This window comes from Nitrosophilus labii, assembly GCF_014466985.1.
GTDB classification, from domain to species: domain Bacteria; phylum Campylobacterota; class Campylobacteria; order Campylobacterales; family Nitratiruptoraceae; genus Nitrosophilus_A; species Nitrosophilus_A labii.
Map to the genome: position 1 here is coordinate 1,640,976 of NZ_AP022826.1, position 18,645 is coordinate 1,659,620.

The 18,645-nt window shown below is 34.2% G+C and carries 18 protein-coding genes and 1 tRNA gene; 7 read left to right on the forward strand and 12 right to left on the reverse strand.

All coding sequences use genetic code 11. The features are described 5' to 3' along the window. Positions 1 to 6 precede the first annotated feature (6 nt). A complete protein-coding gene (gene gpmI / locus NIL_RS08270; RefSeq protein ID WP_187647307.1) occupies positions 7 to 1,488 on the reverse strand; it encodes a 2,3-bisphosphoglycerate-independent phosphoglycerate mutase in 1,482 nt (493 codons plus the stop codon). Positions 1,489 to 1,600: 112 nt separating this feature from the next. Between gpmI and mraY the strand changes: the two genes are divergently transcribed. The 6 genes from mraY to tilS all read left to right on the forward strand — a co-directional run bounded on the left by mraY (position 1,601) and on the right by tilS (position 7,747). Continuing rightward, positions 1,601 to 2,665: a phospho-N-acetylmuramoyl-pentapeptide-transferase gene (gene mraY, locus NIL_RS08275; protein WP_187647308.1), complete on the forward strand. Its 1,065-nt coding sequence runs from the start codon at positions 1,601 to 1,603 to the stop codon at positions 2,663 to 2,665. A 4-nt stretch (positions 2,666 to 2,669) separates the two neighbouring features. Continuing rightward, a complete protein-coding gene (gene murD, locus NIL_RS08280; protein WP_187647309.1) occupies positions 2,670 to 3,965 on the forward strand; it encodes a UDP-N-acetylmuramoyl-L-alanine--D-glutamate ligase in 1,296 nt (431 codons plus the stop codon). 62 nt (positions 3,966 to 4,027) lie between these two features. Next, positions 4,028 to 4,103 (forward strand) — tRNA-Phe (locus NIL_RS08285). A gap of 185 nt (positions 4,104 to 4,288) precedes the next feature. Next, the gene (locus NIL_RS08290; protein ID WP_187647310.1) at positions 4,289 to 5,353 is read left to right on the forward strand and encodes a GGDEF domain-containing protein; all 1,065 of its coding nucleotides are present in this window, start codon (positions 4,289 to 4,291) and stop codon (positions 5,351 to 5,353) included. A gap of 66 nt (positions 5,354 to 5,419) precedes the next feature. Next, complete coding sequence (gene rimO, locus NIL_RS08295) at positions 5,420 to 6,733, forward strand: 30S ribosomal protein S12 methylthiotransferase RimO (protein ID WP_187647311.1); 1,314 nt, start codon at positions 5,420 to 5,422, stop codon at positions 6,731 to 6,733. 9 nt (positions 6,734 to 6,742) lie between these two features. Continuing rightward, positions 6,743 to 7,747, forward strand: a complete 1,005-nt coding sequence (gene tilS / locus NIL_RS08300) for a tRNA lysidine(34) synthetase TilS (RefSeq protein ID WP_187647312.1) — start codon at positions 6,743 to 6,745, stop codon at positions 7,745 to 7,747. Here tilS and NIL_RS08305 read toward each other — a convergent pair. From NIL_RS08305 to NIL_RS08325, 5 genes are read right to left on the reverse strand one after another with little or no spacing between them, the layout of a single operon-like run. Beyond that, positions 7,722 to 8,219, reverse strand: a complete 498-nt coding sequence (locus tag NIL_RS08305; protein WP_187647313.1) for a hypothetical protein — start codon at positions 8,217 to 8,219, stop codon at positions 7,722 to 7,724. The genes tilS and NIL_RS08305 overlap by 26 nt on opposite strands. Beyond that, a complete protein-coding gene (locus NIL_RS08310; protein WP_187647314.1) occupies positions 8,209 to 9,297 on the reverse strand; it encodes a DUF8341 domain-containing protein in 1,089 nt (362 codons plus the stop codon). The genes NIL_RS08305 and NIL_RS08310 overlap by 11 nt, the downstream gene beginning before the upstream one ends. Before the next feature lie 20 nt (positions 9,298 to 9,317). Further along, the gene (locus NIL_RS08315; protein WP_187647315.1) at positions 9,318 to 9,941 is read right to left on the reverse strand and encodes a lysophospholipid acyltransferase family protein; all 624 of its coding nucleotides are present in this window, start codon (positions 9,939 to 9,941) and stop codon (positions 9,318 to 9,320) included. A 3-nt stretch (positions 9,942 to 9,944) separates the two neighbouring features. Further along, positions 9,945 to 11,243 (reverse strand): tRNA (N6-isopentenyl adenosine(37)-C2)-methylthiotransferase MiaB, encoded by a 1,299-nt coding sequence (miaB, locus tag NIL_RS08320; protein ID WP_187647316.1) that lies wholly within the window; start codon positions 11,241 to 11,243, stop codon positions 9,945 to 9,947. Between the two features lie 11 nt (positions 11,244 to 11,254). Then, positions 11,255 to 11,500 (reverse strand): HP0268 family nuclease, encoded by a 246-nt coding sequence (locus NIL_RS08325; RefSeq protein ID WP_187647317.1) that lies wholly within the window; start codon positions 11,498 to 11,500, stop codon positions 11,255 to 11,257. A gap of 170 nt (positions 11,501 to 11,670) precedes the next feature. Between NIL_RS08325 and nusA the strand changes: the two genes are divergently transcribed. Beyond that, a complete protein-coding gene (gene nusA, locus NIL_RS08330; RefSeq protein ID WP_187647318.1) occupies positions 11,671 to 12,789 on the forward strand; it encodes a transcription termination factor NusA in 1,119 nt (372 codons plus the stop codon). A 124-nt stretch (positions 12,790 to 12,913) separates the two neighbouring features. Here nusA and NIL_RS08335 read toward each other — a convergent pair whose 3' ends face one another. From NIL_RS08335 to NIL_RS08360, 6 genes are all read right to left on the reverse strand, one after another. After that, a complete protein-coding gene (locus NIL_RS08335; protein WP_187647319.1) occupies positions 12,914 to 13,870 on the reverse strand; it encodes an ABC transporter permease in 957 nt (318 codons plus the stop codon). 42 nt (positions 13,871 to 13,912) lie between these two features. Further along, positions 13,913 to 14,467 (reverse strand): DUF3157 family protein, encoded by a 555-nt coding sequence (locus NIL_RS08340; protein ID WP_187647320.1) that lies wholly within the window; start codon positions 14,465 to 14,467, stop codon positions 13,913 to 13,915. Positions 14,468 to 14,547: 80 nt separating this feature from the next. Next, a complete protein-coding gene (locus NIL_RS08345) occupies positions 14,548 to 15,729 on the reverse strand; it encodes an OprD family outer membrane porin (protein ID WP_187647321.1) in 1,182 nt (393 codons plus the stop codon). A 134-nt stretch (positions 15,730 to 15,863) separates the two neighbouring features. After that, positions 15,864 to 16,697 carry an enoyl-ACP reductase FabI gene (gene fabI / locus NIL_RS08350; protein ID WP_187647322.1) on the reverse strand — a complete coding sequence of 278 codons (834 nt, stop codon included), beginning with the start codon at positions 16,695 to 16,697 and terminating at the stop codon, positions 15,864 to 15,866. Positions 16,698 to 16,707: 10 nt separating this feature from the next. Then, positions 16,708 to 17,403 carry a triose-phosphate isomerase gene (locus tag NIL_RS08355; RefSeq protein ID WP_187647323.1) on the reverse strand — a complete coding sequence of 232 codons (696 nt, stop codon included), beginning with the start codon at positions 17,401 to 17,403 and terminating at the stop codon, positions 16,708 to 16,710. Continuing rightward, positions 17,400 to 18,605: a phosphoglycerate kinase gene (locus tag NIL_RS08360; RefSeq protein WP_187647324.1), complete on the reverse strand. Its 1,206-nt coding sequence runs from the start codon at positions 18,603 to 18,605 to the stop codon at positions 17,400 to 17,402. The genes NIL_RS08355 and NIL_RS08360 overlap by 4 nt, the downstream gene beginning before the upstream one ends. Positions 18,606 to 18,645 lie beyond the last annotated feature (40 nt).

An 18,645-nucleotide genomic window follows, 5' to 3' on the forward strand; every position in this document is an offset into this window, starting at 1 on the left:
AGGTATTTATATCAACGGCTCATCCATCTCTTTTGGAATCTCAAGACCCATCAGTTTCAAAACCGTAGGAGCTATATTGCTAAGCCCGCCTGGTTTTACCTCTTTAACGCCATCGGCCATAACAAAACACCAAACTTCTCCAACAGTATGGTTCGTTAACACTTTTCCGTCTTTATCTCTCATCTTTTCACAATTCCCGTGATCGCTTGTTAAAATTAGGTTATAATCTTTCTCTTTAGCTTTTGTTATAATCTTTTCAAGCTCATTATCAACTGCTTCCACAGCTTTTACTGCCGCTTCAAAATTACCAGTATGGCCTACCATATCCCCGTTTGCAAAATTCACCACGATAAATTCATAACCCTCATCCATAGCGCTTCTTACCGCTTTGCCAACTTCGTGAGCACTCATCTGGGGTTTTTCATCGTATGTTCTTACATTTGGGCTAGGAATCAAAACTCTTGTTTCGTTTATATAAGGCTCCTCTATGCCCCCATTAAAAAAGAATGTTACATGGGCATATTTTTCCGTTTCCGCTGTATGGAATTGATCTAATCCCTCTTTACTTATAACTTCGGCAAGAGTGTTTTTAGGAACGCTCTTTTCAAACATAACAGGATAAGAAAAAGTTTCATCATACTCCACAATCGTTGCTATATTTACTTTCACATCTCTTCTTGGAAACTTGTCAAAACTCTCATCGCCTATAGCGGTGACAATCTCTCTCATCCTATCACTTCTAAAATTTATAAACAAAACTCCATCGCCATCTTCAAAGCCGTTATACCACTCAAGCGATACCGGCTCTATAAACTCATCCGTTATCTCTTTTTCATACTGCTTATTGATATATTCATCCAAAGAAGTTGATATTTTAGGTACTCCTTCGGCTATAGTCCTGTAGCCTCTCTCTACCCTCTCCCATCTTTTATCTCTATCCATGGTGTAAAATCTTCCGCCAATAGTCGCTATTTTGGCTTTTGGCAACTTTTGAAGCTCTTTTAGATATTTTACCGCACTTGTAGGAGATACGTCTCTTCCGTCGGTAATGGGATGTAGAATCACCTCAAGTTTATATTTTGAAGCAATATTTGCAATACCGATAAAATGCTCAATATGAGAATGAACTCCTCCGTCACTTAAAAGACCTACTAAATGGAGTCTTTTGCTACTTTTTAGAAGGTTTTGAAAAACCTCGTTTTTTTCCAAAGTGCCATCACTTAAAGCCAAAGAGATTCTTACTAAATCTTGATAAAGAACCCTGCCGCTTCCTATAGTCATATGACCAACTTCACTATTTCCCATCTGTCCTTCTGGGAGTCCCACACTCATTCCGTAAGTTTTTATAAGTGAGTATGGAACGTTTTTGAAAAGATACTCATACGCACTCTTTTTCGCTGCGGCAAATGCGTTATAATAGCTATCCGGATTGTAGCCTATTCCGTCTGTTATCACTAGTATAGTTTTTCTTATACCTTTTTTATTCATTTTCACCTCAAAAACTTATTAAATTATCAGTGAAATTTTAGTAGTATTTCTCTTTTGTTTATATTAATAATGTAGCAATTTTAAAATAACTATAAACTTTTAATGGAAAAGTATGCTGTATCTACTATATAAACATTTTGATATAAACCTGTTTCAGTATATTACGGTTAGAGCGGGATTCGGTTTTTTTATAGCTTTCATACTTACTCTTTGGCTCATGCCGAGATTTATCAAATGGGCAAGAACCAAAAATGCAAATCAACCTATCTATTCGTTAGCGCCACAAACACATAAAAACAAAGCCAATACTCCAACTATGGGGGGAGTAGTTTTTATATTTTCTACGATAGTAGCTTCACTCTTAACTGCTAAAATAGACAATATTTTCGTAGTTTGCGCACTATTAACTATCGTGCTTTTTACCATAATAGGCATAAAAGACGATATTTCCAAAATTGTAAAAAAAGAGAATCAATCCGGCTTAAGCGCAAAAGCAAAAGTTTTACTTCAAATAGCCGCGTCACTAATAATAGCTTCAATACTATATTTTTATTCTAATCTTTCATCTGAGCTATATATACCCTTTTACAAATATCCTATTTTCGATATGGGTTTTTTTGCTATTTTGTTTTGGGTTTTGGTAATGGTTGCTACTTCCAACGCCGTCAATTTAACTGACGGCCTTGACGGCTTGGCAACTGTTCCATCAATCTTTTCTCTCGCATCTTTATCTTTACTCGTTTACATAACAGGACATGCGGGTCTTAGCAGCTATCTTTTGCTTCCTAAAGTAACCGGAGTAGGAGAAGTAACTATCATAGGAGCCGCATTAGCTGGCGCTTTAATAGGTTTTTTATGGTATAACTGTCATCCTGCCGAAGTATTTATGGGTGACAGCGGAAGTTTGTCAATAGGCGCTTTGTTGGCTTATTTGTCAATCGTTTCAAAAAGCGAACTACTGCTTATCATAATCGGTTTTGTTTTTGTTTTGGAAGCACTATCGGTAATATTACAGGTTGGAAGCTATAAGCTAAGGGGGAAAAGGGTCTTTTTAATGGCTCCTATTCATCACCATTTCGAGCAGAAAAACTGGAAAGAGAGTAAAATAATAGTGAGATTTTGGATAATTGCTTTAATTTCCAATATTATTGCTTTGATAACTTTAAAAATTAGGTAGAAGGATGAAGGCAGAAGAAAACAAAAAAGAAGAAAAAAAAGTAGAAAAGATAGAAGATTTATTCCTTTATCCTTCCTCTGACTCCATACCCTCTATATCCCTATTTGGCTACGGAAAAACCACAAAAGCAATAGCTCAAAAATTAAGAAACGCAATCTTTTTTGACGACAATACTAAAGAACCTTTTATAGATGAAAAAGGTTTCAAAGTATTTCCCTCTAGCTTTTTCGATCCAAAAAAATCTCTTTTAGAGATTCCTAGTCCCGGCATCCCTCCTTTTAATCCTCTCATAAAAAGAGCAGCAAATCTTATCAGCGAATATGATCTATTTCTATCCTCTTTTTTCAATTCAAAAAATATACCGTTTACAATTTGGATTAGCGGAACAAACGGAAAAACTACCACTACCCAGATGATAGCTCATCTACTAAAAAAAAGGGGAGCAGAACTTGGAGGCAATATAGGTACGCCTTTAGCTAATTTGGACGAAAACGCAAAAATATGGACTTTAGAGACTAGTTCGTTTACGCTGCATTATACTAAATTTGCAAAACCTAATTTATACATACTTTTACCAATTAGTGAGGACCATATAAGCTGGCACGGAAGTTTTAAAGCATACGAAAAAGCCAAATTAAAACCTATTAGAGCTTTGAAAGAGGGAGAAGTTTGTATAATCCCTAAAAAATATGAAAATATTGAAACTAATGGCATGAAAATAGTGTATGAAAAGAGTGAGGATTTAGCAAAATATTTTAATATCGATATAAAAAAAATATCTTTTAAAGAGCCCTTTTTACTAGATGCTCTTTTAGCGTTAGGAGTAACAAAAACTGTTTTTGACGAAATAGATTATGAGCTGATAAATAGTTTCGAAGTTGATTCTCATAAAATTGAAGAGTTTTTTGACAATGAAGGAAGATTGTGGGTAGATGACAGCAAAGCAACCAACATAAATGCCGCTATGGAAGCTGTAAAAAGATATAAAGACAAAAAGATCTATCTCATTGCTGGAGGCGACGCTAAAGGGGCAGATTTGGAGCCTTTTGTAAGATTTTTAAAAAACTTCGAAATAGAGATTTTTGCAATAGGAAAAGATAGTGACACCATTTTCAAACTATCAAAAAAGCATTTCGTAATATGTAAAAGAGTAGTAACTCTAAAAAGAGCCGTTGAAGAGATTAAAAAAGTGTTAGATGAAAAAAGTGTCGCTTTGTTATCTCCCGCTTGTGCAAGTCTGGATCAGTTCAAATCATATAAAGAGAGAGGGAAAAAGTTTAAAAAATATGTATTAGAGTAATGATAGTGATATTTAAGCTTATTTTCAATGTATGTTTATTATAATTTCAGTCCACATTCAAGGGCCAGATAGCTCAGTCGGTAGAGCAAGGGACTGAAAATCCCTGTGTCGGCGGTTCGATTCCGCCTCTGGCCACCACTTCCTACAAAACCAACTTCATCTTATCAGTCAAACTCCGTCAAGATGTAAAGTGTTGTTACAATCGTGATACATTCTTTTTTAAACTCTTTACATAATAGAAAATATCTTATAAAATAAGTCCATTATTTCGAATTTATTTAATATTATATCTCAATCAAAAATTATATCCCAAAGGGTAATCGATGAAGATAAATGAATGTATAATCCTGAAAAAACTGGAAAATGGTGAAAAATTTTCAAAAGAAGATATTAAAACTATTATGAATATAGTCAGACAAGAGATGAATTTTATGATAAGAAACAACATTTTAATAACTCCTAAAAACTATGAAAGATGGTTTTATGTATTTTGTTACATTGTAGAATCTCAAAAAGAGTTAAACGACCTTGAAATTTTAGGGCTTTTTAAAGAAATTTATGACGAACCATACGATGAAGTAAAAGAATACAAAGAAGAGAATAATTTTGACAATCCTAAAGGTTTTGTAAAAAAATTAAATTTGATAGCCAAGTCTATAGATAAAAAACTACTTGAGATAATCTACTCTTTAGACAAACATGCCGATACGATAGACAACCATACCGAATTTATTATAGATAGCAAAGAGAAAATTGAGCATAAAACTATTTTAAAATCGATAGATAAAATTTTAGAAGAGTTAAATAATCTGAAAAATGAAAATAAAAAATTAACAAAAGAGCTTAAAAAATACCATAAAGATGTTCTAATACTACAAGAAGAGTTAAAAATAGCAAAAACCGAAGCGGAAATGGATTTTCTAACAGGACTTGTAAATAGAAGAAGATTTGAAAGAGCTCTTTTAGAACTTATCAATGATTTACAAACAAAAAACTATCCTTTTTCACTCGTTATTTTGGATATAGATGACTTTAAAAAGATTAACGACAAATATGGACACCCGATTGGGGATATGATTCTTCAAGAAATTGCAAATATTTTGAAAAACTTTCTAAGAGCAAATGCCATAGCTTCACGAATAGGAGGAGAAGAGTTTGCGGTTATTCTACCAGGTTCTGAACTTCAACAGGCAAAACATATTGCCGAAAGGTTACGAAAAGCCATAGAAAATAGAACTTTCAATATCAATGAGATTAAAACAACTGCTAGTTTCGGTGTTACGGAAGCAAAAAAAACGGATACTTTAGAGTCTATATTTGAAAGAGCGGATAAAGCTTTATATGATGCAAAAAAAAGCGGTAAAAACTGTGTAAAAGCCGTTAAATAAAATAATATCTTTGATTTTCTATTATTTTCAAAGACAGATAAAATTTTAAAAAATTATAGGAGTATTATGAAAAAAAAGCTGTTTGTAGTATCTTTGGGATGTACCAAAAATTTGGTAGATACCGAAGTAATGCTTGGAAAACTAAAAGATTACGAAATTAGTCAAAATATCAAAGAAGCAGATGTAATCATAGTAAATAGTTGCGGGTTTATAGAAGCTGCAAAAGAAGAAAGCCTTCAAACGGTGTTTGAGCTTCACTCCCAAAGAAAAAAAGACTCAATTTTGGTTATGGCCGGATGTCTTAGCGAAAGATACAAAGAAGAGTTAAAAAAAGAGTTAACGGAGGTAGATATTTTCACAGGTGTTGGAGATTATGACAAGATAGACAAACTTTTAGAAGAGAAAAGAGACTACTTTAGTTCAACGCCATATCTAATAAAAAACGAAGATAGAGTAGTAACAGGCTCAAACTATCACGCATATATAAAACTTAGCGAAGGTTGCAATCAAACATGTAGTTTTTGCGCAATCCCCTCTTTCAAAGGAAAACTTCAATCAAGACCGGTAGAATCTATCGTAACTGAGATACAAAGATTGGTAGAAAAAGGATTTTACGACTTTACTTTCGTTTCTCAAGATAGCAGTTCCTATTTGAGAGATTTTGGCCAAAAAGATGGACTTATAAAACTTATAGAAGAGGTTGAAAAGGTAGAGGGAGTAAAAAGTGCTAGGATTTTGTATCTGTATCCATCCACAACATCTACAGAACTTATAGAAAAGATAGCCGATTCGCCTATTTTCCACAAATATTTTGAAATGCCTATACAGCATATCAGCTCAAAAATGCTAAAAATCATGAAACGAGGAGCCGGGACAGATAGAACAAAAGAGCTTCTAGAAAAGATGAGGAATGTAAATGAGTCATTCTTAAGAACTAGTATAATAGTAGGACACCCCCAAGAGTCAGAAAAGGATTTTAAAGAGCTCTGCGATTTTTTAGAAAAGTTTGATTTTGATAGGGTAAATCTTTTTGCGTACTCTGACGAAGAAGGCACCTTTGCACACCAGATGAAAAACAAAGTACCCCAAGAAACAATAGATGAGAGACTAAAAATTTTGGATGAGATAGTAAAAGAAAAAACTTTAAAAAGTTTAAAAAAGGATTTAGGAAAAGTCATTGAAGCGGTACTAGAGGGAGAAAGCGAAGAGAGTGAACTTCTTTTAAGTGCTAGAAAAATTATGTGGGCTCCTGAAGTTGACGGAGAGATTTTAGTTAATGAAAGCAAAACGCAAAACCTTGAAACCGGAAAAATTTATAAGATTGAGATAACCGAGCTAGTAGATGACAAACTACTTGGAAAAGTGATAAAGGAAGCATAAGGTATCCGTTTGAAAACAGCTTTAAATCCAAAGGCAACTCAGTATTTAAAAGATAAGAAAAACCTTTTGGCTTTTTCGGCAGGAACCGATTCTAGCGCACTTTTTTTTATGCTTCTTGAAAAAAACATCTCTTTTGATATAGCTATCGTAAACTATAAACTAAGAAGCCAAAGCCACCTGGAAGTAGAATATGCAAAAGAACTTGCAAAAAAATACGGTAAAAAAATATTTATAAAAGAGGCTCCCTTGTCACCTCCTTCAATAGAGTATAAAGCAAGAAAAATCAGATACGATTTTTTTGAACAAGTTATAAAACAGTATAACTATCATAACCTAATAACTGCTCATCATCTAAACGATCAACTAGAGTGGTTTTTGATGCAGTTTACAAAAGGTGCCGGACTTGTAGAACTGCTAGGAATGGAACTTATTAGCGAAAAAAAAGATTATTGTATTGTCAGGCCCCTGCTTTTTACGGCAAAAAAAGATATTAAAAAGTATTTAAAACAAAAAAAAATAAAATATTTCGAAGATATTACAAACAAAGATATTAAGTTTAGAAGAAACTTTTTTAGAAAAGAGTTCAGTGATAAATTGATGGAACTTTTTGATGAAGGTATAAAAAGAAGTTTCGAGTATCTTCACTTAGACAAACAGCTACTTCTAGAAGAGTTTAAAATTTACAATTTAAAAGATCTATTTATCATAAAAAATCAAAAAAACGATCTAAAAAACATAAGAGCGATAGACAAAGCGGTAAAATCTTTAGGATATCTTTTAAGCTCAAAGCAGAAAAAGGAGATTTTGAAGCAAAAAAAGTGCGTTATAGGCAAAAATATAGCAATTGATATCGATGACGACTATATATTTGTATCTCCTTATATAAAAACTGTTATGGACAAAAGGTTCAAAGAGTCCTGCAGGATTTTAAAAATTCCTGAACACGTAAGGGGCTATATATTTAAAAGCGGTATTGAACCAAAAGAGATTAAAAACTGTATAGAGCGACTTTAAATCTCAACTCAATCAAATCTTTTTTCTCAAAAACAATAGGATATTCAATCTTAATAGGAATACGGTTTTCTTCAACATAATTTAAAAAGGAATAGAAGTTTTTTGGTGTCTCAATCTTCATACTTACTAAATATTTTACAACTTTATAATTTTCTTCAATATTTTTATCGACTTTTTTTACTGCTACTTCACTACCGTAAATTATCAAAAGATTCTCCAAATCCTTTTTACTAAAACCGTTTTCGAAATATCTAAGATACCCTTTATACCAATTTAGATCAAAAAAACTGTTTTGCAGATCGCTATTTTTCTCTTTCAAAATTTTAAGTTTAGATTCTAATTGTGAAATATTCTCTTTTAAATCTCCGGCTCTTTTCATATCTGGTATGATTAAAAAAGCGACTACCGCATAGAAAAGTGATATGAACAAAAGAGTATAAAGCAGATATATGATTTTATTTTTAGCGCCCATTATTAACCTTGGCCTCTTTATTTATTGATAAAAAGAGATATTTTCTATTCTTTTTTTCAAACTTAACATCTCTTATTTGATAAAAACTCTTCAAAGACTTATCAAGCTTAAAATAATCTCTTTTAGAAGGAGTAAAGCCTTCTAAAACAAGTGATTTTTTATAAAACTCTGCCCTTTTAAGCACAATTTCATCTGGAACTAGCTCAAAAATATTTTTAATATTGCTCTTTATGAGAGAATTGGAACTTTTGATATCTTGAACAATAGGTACGATCGATTTCAACAAAGTCGTTTTTTTAGTTAAATCTTCTATGTTTTTTTGCAATGATATCTTTTCATTTTGCATTTCAATCATTTGCGATTGCAACAAAGAGTTTTTATACCTAAAATAGAGATCCAAACCTCCTAAAAATAAAAAGATAAAAACTATAGATATTTTGAGCCAGTTTGGTATAGAAAAATTTTCTCTTTCTATTTTAATAGCGTATTTTAAAACCTTATCATCTTTACAAAACTTCTCAAGTTCGCTTTTTAGATCTATACTTTTATATTCTGTTTCAAGTAGAGTTTTCTCATAAATTTTCTCGACCTCATCTTGATTAATACCTTCAGCGTCAAAAATCAAAATCTCCTCTAAAAAATAGCAGCACTCGCTTTTATAAAACTCCTTTATAATCTCTTTTACAAACTCATCATATTTTAATTCTTCATCTTTTTTTATCTGTCTGCTAAAAAGAGCGGAGCCATCTTTAAAAACAGATACTGTGACAAAATTTTTCTGATTTAAGATCCATAAAGCTTTTTCATTTCTATCTTTTAAAAAAAATTTATAAAGCAGCAAAAATGGGGATATTATATATTTGACATTGGGGAGCTCTTTTTTGATTTTTTCTAACTCTTCTTTTGATATAACTATTTTAAATTTGTCGTCTATCTCAAAGTATGCATAATCTTTTTTATTTTCTTCCTTCTCTTTACAAAGAGTAAACTGCAAAAGGGTATTTACAAAAAGACAACTTCTAAAATTTGTTTTGACGCTAATATAAGTCTCTTTATCGTCTATTAGGGAAGTATCCACTTTTGGCCTTTAACTGCTCTTTATTTACCAAATTGTAGCATTCGCTTCTTTATATATTCCTTTGTGGATTTATCTTCAAGTTCTTCGACTTTAAAGGGCTCTCCCACATAAAACGTCAGCTTGGAGAAAGGCTTTGGAATGATAAATTTATCCCAGCTGTTAAGCTGCCAATACTTGGAAGCTTCGTAATGAAAAGGTACTATATATGCATCTTCTTTTTTAGAAATAGCCACAATACCGTCAGCTATAGAATATCTTGGACCTCTTGGACCATCAGGAGTTATTGCTATATCATACCCCTCTCTCATTTTTCTTATAGCATTTAGTAAAACTTTTGCGGCTCCCTTCTTAGTTGAGCCTCTAACAGAATCGATCCCAAATCTTTTAACTATTCTAGCTATTATCTCGCCATCGAAATGTTCGCTAATCATTACAGCAATTTTGTGTTTACCTCTTACTTTTTTGTAAAGATATGGCTGCATAAGCAGTTCACCGTGCCAAAAAGCTACGATAAAAGGCTCTTTTGGTATTTTTGAAGCAATTTTATACTCTTTTTTACAAGTAAGATAGATAAAACGTATCAGTAATGCACCGATAAACGGTAAAAGAGTAGATAGTATCTTTCTTTTTGTCTCTTTTTTCATAATTTAGACAGTTTCACCCTCTAAAGCAAGTCTTCCTGGTTTTGTGATCTTTACATCTACAAACTTTCCTAGAAGCTCTTCGCTTCCTTTTACTTTGACGATCCAGTTATTATCGCTTCTGCCGGCTACAAATCCACCAGGTTTAAGTTCTTCAAAATATACTTTATAAACTTTGCCTAGCTCACGTTTACTTATCTCGTCCAAAATTTCAAAATGGAGATCCTGTAATATTTTTAGTCTCTCGCTTGCCACCTCGTCAGGTACTTGATTTTCAAAATCTTTCGCCGGCGTTAAAGGTCTTGGAGAGTATTTAAAACTAAAAATCTGCTCGAACTTGACCTCTTTTACAACCTCTATAGTCTCTTCAAAATCTTTTTCACTCTCTCCTGGAAAACCAACTATAATATCGGTAGAGATATGTACATCGGGAACCATCTCTCTAAGTTTAGAAGCTCTATTTAAAAACCACTCTTTGGTATATCCTCTTTTCATATCTCTTAAAACTTTCGTTGAACCGCTTTGAAGCGGCATGTGCATAGATTTACAAATTTTAGGATTGTTTGCAAACTCCTCTAAAAACTCATCATCCATATGAAGAGGGTGAGGAGATGTAAATCTTATACGCTCCACCCCATCTACTTCGCTTACCAGCCTCAAAAGTTTTGTAAAGTTTATTTCGCCTTCGTAAGAGGAAAATCTTCTACCGTAATTGTTAACATTTTGCCCTAGTAAAAATATCTCTTTAGCACCGCTTTTTGCCGCTTTTTCTACCTCTTTTAAAATAAGATCCGGCGGAATTGAAATCTCTTCGCCTCTTGTGTTTGGAACTATACAAAAGGTACATTTTTTATCGCATCCTATTGATATGTTTATAAAAGCTTTATATAAAGAACTTCTAAAATCGCTAAAGGCGTATGTACTTTCATCATAATCGATATCAACTTCAACCGCTTTTTCCTTATGTAAAACGTCGGTTATTTTCGATACGTTTCTAGCACCAAGAACAAAACTTACGTATGGCGCCTTTTTTATTATCTCTTCGCCTAGATGGCTTGCGGTACATCCGCAAACACCAATCTTCGCACCAGGTTTTTTTACTTTGTTAAAATGCCCGATTTCAGAAAAGAGTTTATGAACGGGTTTCTCTCTTACGGAGCATGTATTTATCAAAATAAGATCGGCCTCTTTTATATTCTCCGTAAGGTCAAAGTCTTCTTTGTTTTTAAGCTCTGCGATTATATGCTCGCTATCGCGAACGTTCATCGCACAACCGAGAGTCTCTATATAAAGCTTCTTTGTCAAATCCTCTTCCTTTACTTTAAAATATGTACTTCATAGAGATAGTCGTTATCGTCAAGTCCGTATTTGACCTCTCTTAAATATACACTGTAACCTTTATTCTCAAAATACTCAACCATTTCAACAAGATCCTTATGGGCATTTTCTCTATCGAAATAGAAAATCTTTTCTCCCTCTTTTTCTACCTCTTCTTCAATCTTTTCTAAAGTTATAGGTTTTGGCTTGTTTTTCAGTTCGTTTCTCGCTAATTTTAACTCCATATTTACCCTTTAAACAGTTTTTGGTATTATATCAAAAAAGTGGCGTATTATTGCTATTGGAAACTTTTCTTAAACTTAATTCAAGCTAAAATTAATTATAATTACCAAACTCTCAAAAGCTTCTAACCGCTTTTTATAAAATCAAAAATTAAGACAATACAAGGAAAGAGATGGAAAAGATAGTAGATATAATAGACTCTATTGCGCATGAAAAAAATCTTGATGTAGAAAATGTTACAAACGCTATAAAAACGGCAATCGTTAGAACCGCAAAAAATGTTTTAGGCGAAGAGCTAGAGTTTGACGTTGATATAGATAAACAGAGCAAAAAGGCAAACGTTTTTCAAAAAGTAACCGTAGTTGCCGATGATGACGAAAGAGCAAATGAAGATAGCGAAAAGTATATAACATTAAACGAAGCAAAAGAGATAGATCCTGATGTGGAAATTGGAGATGAACTTAGGTATCCGATAGATTTTGAAGGGCTTGGAAGAACTGCGGCTTTACATCTGCAGCGAGAGATAGAGTATCACATCCAAAGACTTGTAGAACAGAAACTATTTCAAAAATACCAGAACAGAGTTGGAAAAATCATCAGCGGTACCGTAACAAGAGTCGATAGAGAAGAGAACACATACATAGAAGTTGATGAAGTAAAAGCGGTTCTTCCTATGAGATACAGAATAAAAGGGGAGCATTTCAAAACCGGTAATGTTGTAAAAGCAATTCTTAGAAAAGTAGTAATAGACAGGATTCATGGAATATATCTTGAACTCTCAAGAACAACACCTAAATTTCTGGAAGAACTTTTAAAGCTAGAAGTGCCGGAAATCAAGGACACTCTCGTCAATGTCGAAAAAGTGGCCAGAATACCCGGAGAAAGAGCAAAAGTAGCCTTAACTTCAACTTCACCCCAAATTGACCCTATAGGAGCTTGCGTAGGAGTTAAAGGTGTTAGGATAAACGCAGTTAGTAAAGAGCTTAACGGAGAAAGTATAGACTGTATCGAATATTCGCCCGTTCCGGAAATCTTTGTAGCAAGAAGTCTTAGTCCAGCTATTATAACCAGCGTAAAAATAGAAGATAAAAAAGCTATTGTTACACTACCTGCTGATCAAAAATCAAAAGCTATAGGTAAAAGCGGAATAAACATAAGATTAGCTTCTATGCTAACCGGATACGAGATAGAACTACAAGAAAAAGCCGGAGTCGCCGGTATAACAACTAAAGAAGCCATAAGTGAAGAAGAAGGACCAAAGATTACGTTAGAAGATCTTTTTAAAGAGTAAATTTAGTATATTAGTATATTAGTATATTAGTGCAAAAACCCGATTAAGCCCTCTGAAAAATTACAAAGTGAGCGAAAGCTTTGTAATTTTTCAGAACATTCAACTACCAATATACCAATAACTATTAGTTCTTAAAATATGGATTAAGTTTTAAAAGAATAAGATCTGCTAATATATTTCCAAGAAGCGTTAAAAAGGCAGTTATTATCAAAATTCCCATAATCACCGGATAGTCTCTAGAAAGTGCCGCCTGATAAAAAAGAAGCCCCATTCCGTTTATCGAAAATATAGACTCAAGTATGACGCTACCGCCGATTAATCCCGGAAGAGAAAGACCAAGTATAGTAATAAGAGGAGGAGATAGATTTGGTAGTATGAACTTTTTTATTATAGTTTTTTCGTCGGCGCCTCTAGCCTTAGCAAAAAATATATAATCACTCTTTAAAATCTCCTGCGTAAGCGAACGTATATACATAGCAAAGGAACCAAAACTAACAAAAATAATGACAATGAGAGGAAGTACTAAATGCCAGATTAGATCTAAATAGTAAAATATACCAGATTTTGGCTCAAGCGAATGAAGACCGCTTATAGGAAAGAGTTTTAGTTCTACGGCAAAAACTATAATCAAAATCAGTGCGAGATAAAATGATGGCATGGAAAAGCTAACAAGAGAGAACTGTTTGACTACTTTATCAAAAAACGAGTTTTGTTTGATAGCCGCTTTCATACCAAGATATAAAGATAAAACAAATACTATCAACATGCTAGATAGATTGATCCCCAATGTTATACCGATTCTATCCATTATCTCATCGGTTACGCTTTTGCCACTTGCAAAAGATACTCCAAAGTCAAAATGAAGTATCGACCATACCCAAGAAAGATACTGCTCTAAAAGAGGCTTATCAAGACCGTAGATCTTTTTAAGATGCTCTAAAGACTCCTTTGTTATATTGGGATTGAGTTCACCCGCGCTAAAAAAGCTATTGGGCGCTAGATGGATAGCCAAAAAAGAGATAAGAGAAATGATAAAAAGCATCAAAAAGATGTATGATAGTTTTTTTATAAATATTTTCATAAAGAAAATTATACAAAAAAGAGTCTAAAGAGACAAAAGCCTCTATTTTACTTTATGTAGTTCGGTATCTATTAAGCTTTCAAGCTTTTCACTCTCGTCATAAAGAGTTTTAAAATCAGGAGAAAATTTGAGTTTTCTTGAAACGCCGCCGAAAGACAAAAATCCAAGTCTAGCGTCTTCACCTATATTGACTATTATTTTTCTTTTTGGCTCGTCAATATGCTCTATAGACCATTTTCCTTCGACAATCCTGCTTCCTTTTTTGAAAACAGCTTTATCTTTTTTAAACAAATACTTAACACTTCCGTCATTTGATTGCCATTCACCTAGTAAAGCCTTAGCAAACTTTGAGTCCATATATTTTTTTGAAGTTTCGTTAGTTATAGTCTGAGCTGCCTCAATATCTTTTGGTTTAATCTCCTCCCATTTGCCATCTTTTCTAAGAGCTATATTTTTATCTCCCTTTTTAACGATAGTAACCTCTTCCCAAGTTCCGTCATCTTTCAAAAGAACAGATTTTCCATTATCAAGAGTGATATATTCTGAAGAAAAGGCTAAAAGTGATGTAAAAAGAAGTAGCGAGATCTTTTTTTTCATAATAATTCCTTCTAGGAGGATATCTATAACTAAAAAAGCCCGAGCAAAAGCCCGGGCATGGCATATTGTTATTTATAGATTTAGAAATTGTATGTTAGGTATACTTGAAGTATATTATAGTTATTTGTATTATCTTTTGCATTGATATAAGCTATAGTAGTATCTAGTGAACCGTAAGACTTTGAAGCCGTTAGAGCAACTTCAGTCAAATCAGGTGTTGTACCTTCATGGTCTGCATTGGTAAAGTAGATACCAAAATCTGCAACATCTTTCATACTATATTCAGCAGAAATATTGTATGAATCGGTTCCTGCTTGACCAACATGTCCATAGTTCCACCAAGCTTCTGTGTAGAGTTTTGACTGTGATGTTCCACCTGTATAATTTGTTGCAGTATTTGCAACAGGAAGCGCGTTTCCACTATCAACAGTAGAGTATGCTGCAGATACAGTTATACCTTCAACATTTCCACTTAATTTAAATGCTACTGCACTAGAATCATCTAAAGCTCCTAAACGATCATCCGGAGAAATCGTTGCGTACTGTACGCCTAAACCCACGCCTTCAGAAACATCTTTAAGATCAATATCAGCTTGTAACCATAGAGCTTGAGCTGTACTTATAATATCGTAATACCATGCTTGAAAAGTTGTATTTGGTATTGCCGTAGTAATAGCACCAAACGCAAAAGCTCCGTCACTAAAATAAGTTGTAAAAGGATCCGCACCTGAAGCAGCATTATTTGTTACTCCAAAAACTGCATTCCCGCCATTACCGCGACCAACGAATGCTGCCACTAAAGTAGTATCTTTAATATCTTGGTTTAAAGCTACGGCCGCTTCAAAAGTGTTGTGTGCGATTGACCATGTTTCTGTAAATGCAAGTGGAGTATCAAGAGCTTGTCTACCTACTTTAAGAGTCGTGTTTCCAAACGATTTCGCTAGCCATGCTTCACTTGCCCACCATTGGTTACCAAGACCTCCATCCCATACACTATTTACCAATTGTCTTTCAAGTCCTAAAGTAGAAAGCATTGTAACGTTAACTTTTCCTTGAACATCTTCAGGAAGTTCAAGTGACGCGCCAAGATTTAATGCTGTTTGAGCCATAGCACCTTCACGTGCAAATAGATCTACATCTTTTCCTTTATCAGATGTACTATAAAAAAGCTTAGCATCTCCGCCAAATTTCACATTGACATCAGCAAAAGCTGAAACACTTAAAGCCATTAACGCTGCAAGACTAAGTTTTGCAAATTTCATTCTTACTCCTTTGAAATATATAAAAAATTTGAATCTTTAATAACAAACCACACGAGGATTATAGCAAACATTTCTTAAAAAAATGTTATAAAAATATCACTTTTCTTTTTTAGACTTATAAAATTTTCCTATTTTTAATGTTGTTGTTGAGATTTGTAACGCTCCCATACCATCTGCGTTTTTCCGTCAACATCCTCAACTTCAGCAAGGCCCATTATGTTATATCCAGCATCCACATAGTGTATCTCTCCAGTTACACCACTTGCAAGATCGCTTAAAAGATACATACCGCTGTTTCCAACCTCATCAATAGTAACGTTTCTCCTAAGTGGCGCGTTTGCTTCATTCCACTTAAGAATCATTCTAAAATCACCTATACCGCTAGCTGCCAATGTCTTTATAGGGCCTGCGCTTATTGCGTTTACTCTAATGTTTTGAGGACCAAGATCCGCCGCAAGATATCTTACACTCGCCTCCAGTGCAGCTTTTGCCACACCCATGACATTATAGTGAGGTATATACCTTTGAGCTCCTAAGTATGAAAGAGTAAGAATCGAGCCTCCTTCTTTCATTAAAGGAAGCATTGTCTTAGTAAGTTCTATTAGACTAAAAACCGATATATCCATTGCTATTTCAAAAGCCTCTTTCGTCGTATTGACAAATCGTCCGTCAAGTGCCTCCCTCGGTGCATACGCCACGGAGTGAACAAAAAAATCTATTTGACCGAAATCTTTTTCCAAAGACTCTTTTAAAGCTTGTAACTCTTTAGGCTTACTAACATCCAAAGGATATACTTTATCACTTTCAAGCTCTTTTGCTATAGGCTCTACCCTCTTTTTTATAGAGTCGTTCAAATACGTAAACGCAAGTTCCGCCCCTTGGGCTCTGCACGCTTTCGCTATACCGTAAGCTATAGACTTGTTGTTAGCGACTCCTACAATTAGGCCTTTTTTGCCTTTCATTACCATTTAAATCTCCTTAGTTAGTTAATTCGATCATTTCACAAAAACTGTTTACATCCCAACTAGCAGTTCCTATCAAAGCACCACTGCAGTTAGAAACTGATACTATCTCTTTGATATTTGAAGGTTTTACGCTCCCACCGTACAAAAGAGGAGCATCACTCTTTTTGCTTAAAAATTCCAAGATCTCTTCTATATCTTCACTTGTCGCACTCTTTCCGGTTCCTATAGCCCAAACCGGCTCATACGCTATGACAAGATTTTTATAAGATAGGTCTATCCCTTCAAGCTGGAGTCCAAGATACTTTTTAATTAGCTCTTTGCCGCCCTCTCTAACTTCCAAAGTCTCACCTATACAATAAAAAATCTTAAAACCTTTATCTTTGAAAAATTTAAATTTTTGAGTTATAAACTCTTGATTTTCGCCTAGTATATGCCTTCTTTCGCTGTGTCCGATGATTATATTTTTTATATCAAACTCTTCAAGCTGCTCTAATCCTATCTCACCGGTGAAAGATCCTTTTTGGGCGGGATAAGCGTTTTGAACGCCTATATTGACCTTGGTTTCAAAACTATCTAGGGCGCTAACCGGAGGAAACAGATATATATCACTTTTTGGCTTTTTTTCCTCTAAAAAAGCGTCTAGTCTTCTCAAATACTCTTTTGTTGATAACCTAGTATGGTTCATCTTAAAATTTGCAGCTAGTATCACTCTTCTTCTCCGTTTTCAGCCATTAGTGCCGCCACGCCAGGAAGCACTTTTCCTTCAAGAAGCTCCAGACTCGCTCCACCACCAGTTGAGATAAATGTCATCTCTTCATCATCTCCAGCTCTTTGAACAAGATCAGCTGTATCTCCTCCTCCTATCACTTTTGTAGCATAACTTTGGGCTATGAAGTGAGATATCTGAAAACTGCCTCTTGCAAATTTATCCATCTCATAAACTCCCATTGGACCGTTCCACAAAATGGTTTGAGCATCGTTTAGAGCCTCTCTAAAAAGTCTAACTGTAGCAGGCCCTATATCGAGGCCCATCCAGCCTTTTGGAATCTCTTTAAAAGTTACATACTTTATAGGAGTATCTTCGCTAAATGTTTGAGAAACCACAAAATCTACGGGCATATAGAGTTTAACTCCCAATTTTTTAGCCTCTTCGATAATATTTAAAGCATCAGTAATAAGATCATCTTCCACAATAGAGTTGCCGACTTCTTCTCCCAAAGCTTTCAAAAAAGTAAACGCCATACCACCGCCTATAAGCATTTTATCCACTTTTGGAAGAAGGTTGATAAGAGCTTTTAGTTTACTCGATACTTTGCTACCGCCGATCACCGCGACAAAAGGTCTAGTAGGTCTTTTTAAAAGATGATGGAAAAACTGTATCTCTTTTAGTAACAAAAATCCAGCGGCTTTATGGTTTTGGTCATAAAAGTGGGTAATAGCCTCTACAGAAGCGTGAGCTCTATGACTAACTCCAAAAGCATCGTTTATGTAAAATTCTCCAAATTGACTAAGTTTTTCTGCAAACTCCATATCATTTTTAGTTTCACCTTTTTCAAATCTTAGGTTTTCTAGAAGCATTATTTCGCCATTTTTCAAAGACGCAAACTTCTTCTTCGCATCTTCGCCTACTACATCGTTCGCCATAATAATATCCTGCTTTAAAAGCGTATGAAGTCTTTTTGCTACCGGTTTTAAAGAAAATTTTTCGTCATATCCTTTAGGGCGACCTAGATGACTTGCAAGAACTATCTTACAGTCGTGATCTAGACAATATCTAATAGTTTGTAGAGCAGATCTAATCCTTCTATCGTCAGTTATGTTTCCAAATTCATCCATCGGTACATTAAAATCACATCTTATAAATACAGCACTCTTTGTAAACTCCAACTCTTTTATAGATTTAATATGCACAGAACCTCCTTATTAAGTTACTCAAAAATCGATAGCAATT

What these genes read in the sequence shown, in the direction of transcription:
- NIL_RS08305 (WP_187647313.1), bottom strand. Translation starts at nt 8,219, where the DNA reads ATGGGCGCTAAAAATAAAATCATATATCTGCTTTATACTCTTTTGTTC.
- NIL_RS08335 (WP_187647319.1), bottom strand. Translation starts at nt 13,870, where the DNA reads ATGAAAATATTTATAAAAAAACTATCATACATCTTTTTGATGCTTTTT.
- nusA (WP_187647318.1), top strand. Translation starts at nt 11,671, where the DNA reads ATGGAAAAGATAGTAGATATAATAGACTCTATTGCGCATGAAAAAAAT.
- mraY (WP_187647308.1), top strand. Translation starts at nt 1,601, where the DNA reads ATGCTGTATCTACTATATAAACATTTTGATATAAACCTGTTTCAGTAT.
- NIL_RS08315 (WP_187647315.1), bottom strand. Translation starts at nt 9,941, where the DNA reads ATGAAAAAAGAGACAAAAAGAAAGATACTATCTACTCTTTTACCGTTT.
- fabI (WP_187647322.1), bottom strand. Translation starts at nt 16,697, where the DNA reads ATGGTAATGAAAGGCAAAAAAGGCCTAATTGTAGGAGTCGCTAACAAC.
- NIL_RS08345 (WP_187647321.1), bottom strand. Translation starts at nt 15,729, where the DNA reads ATGAAATTTGCAAAACTTAGTCTTGCAGCGTTAATGGCTTTAAGTGTT.
- gpmI (WP_187647307.1), bottom strand. Translation starts at nt 1,488, where the DNA reads ATGAATAAAAAAGGTATAAGAAAAACTATACTAGTGATAACAGACGGA.
- rimO (WP_187647311.1), top strand. Translation starts at nt 5,420, where the DNA reads ATGAAAAAAAAGCTGTTTGTAGTATCTTTGGGATGTACCAAAAATTTG.
- NIL_RS08290 (WP_187647310.1), top strand. Translation starts at nt 4,289, where the DNA reads ATGAAGATAAATGAATGTATAATCCTGAAAAAACTGGAAAATGGTGAA.
- murD (WP_187647309.1), top strand. Translation starts at nt 2,670, where the DNA reads ATGAAGGCAGAAGAAAACAAAAAAGAAGAAAAAAAAGTAGAAAAGATA.
- NIL_RS08325 (WP_187647317.1), bottom strand. Translation starts at nt 11,500, where the DNA reads ATGGAGTTAAAATTAGCGAGAAACGAACTGAAAAACAAGCCAAAACCT.
- NIL_RS08340 (WP_187647320.1), bottom strand. Translation starts at nt 14,467, where the DNA reads ATGAAAAAAAAGATCTCGCTACTTCTTTTTACATCACTTTTAGCCTTT.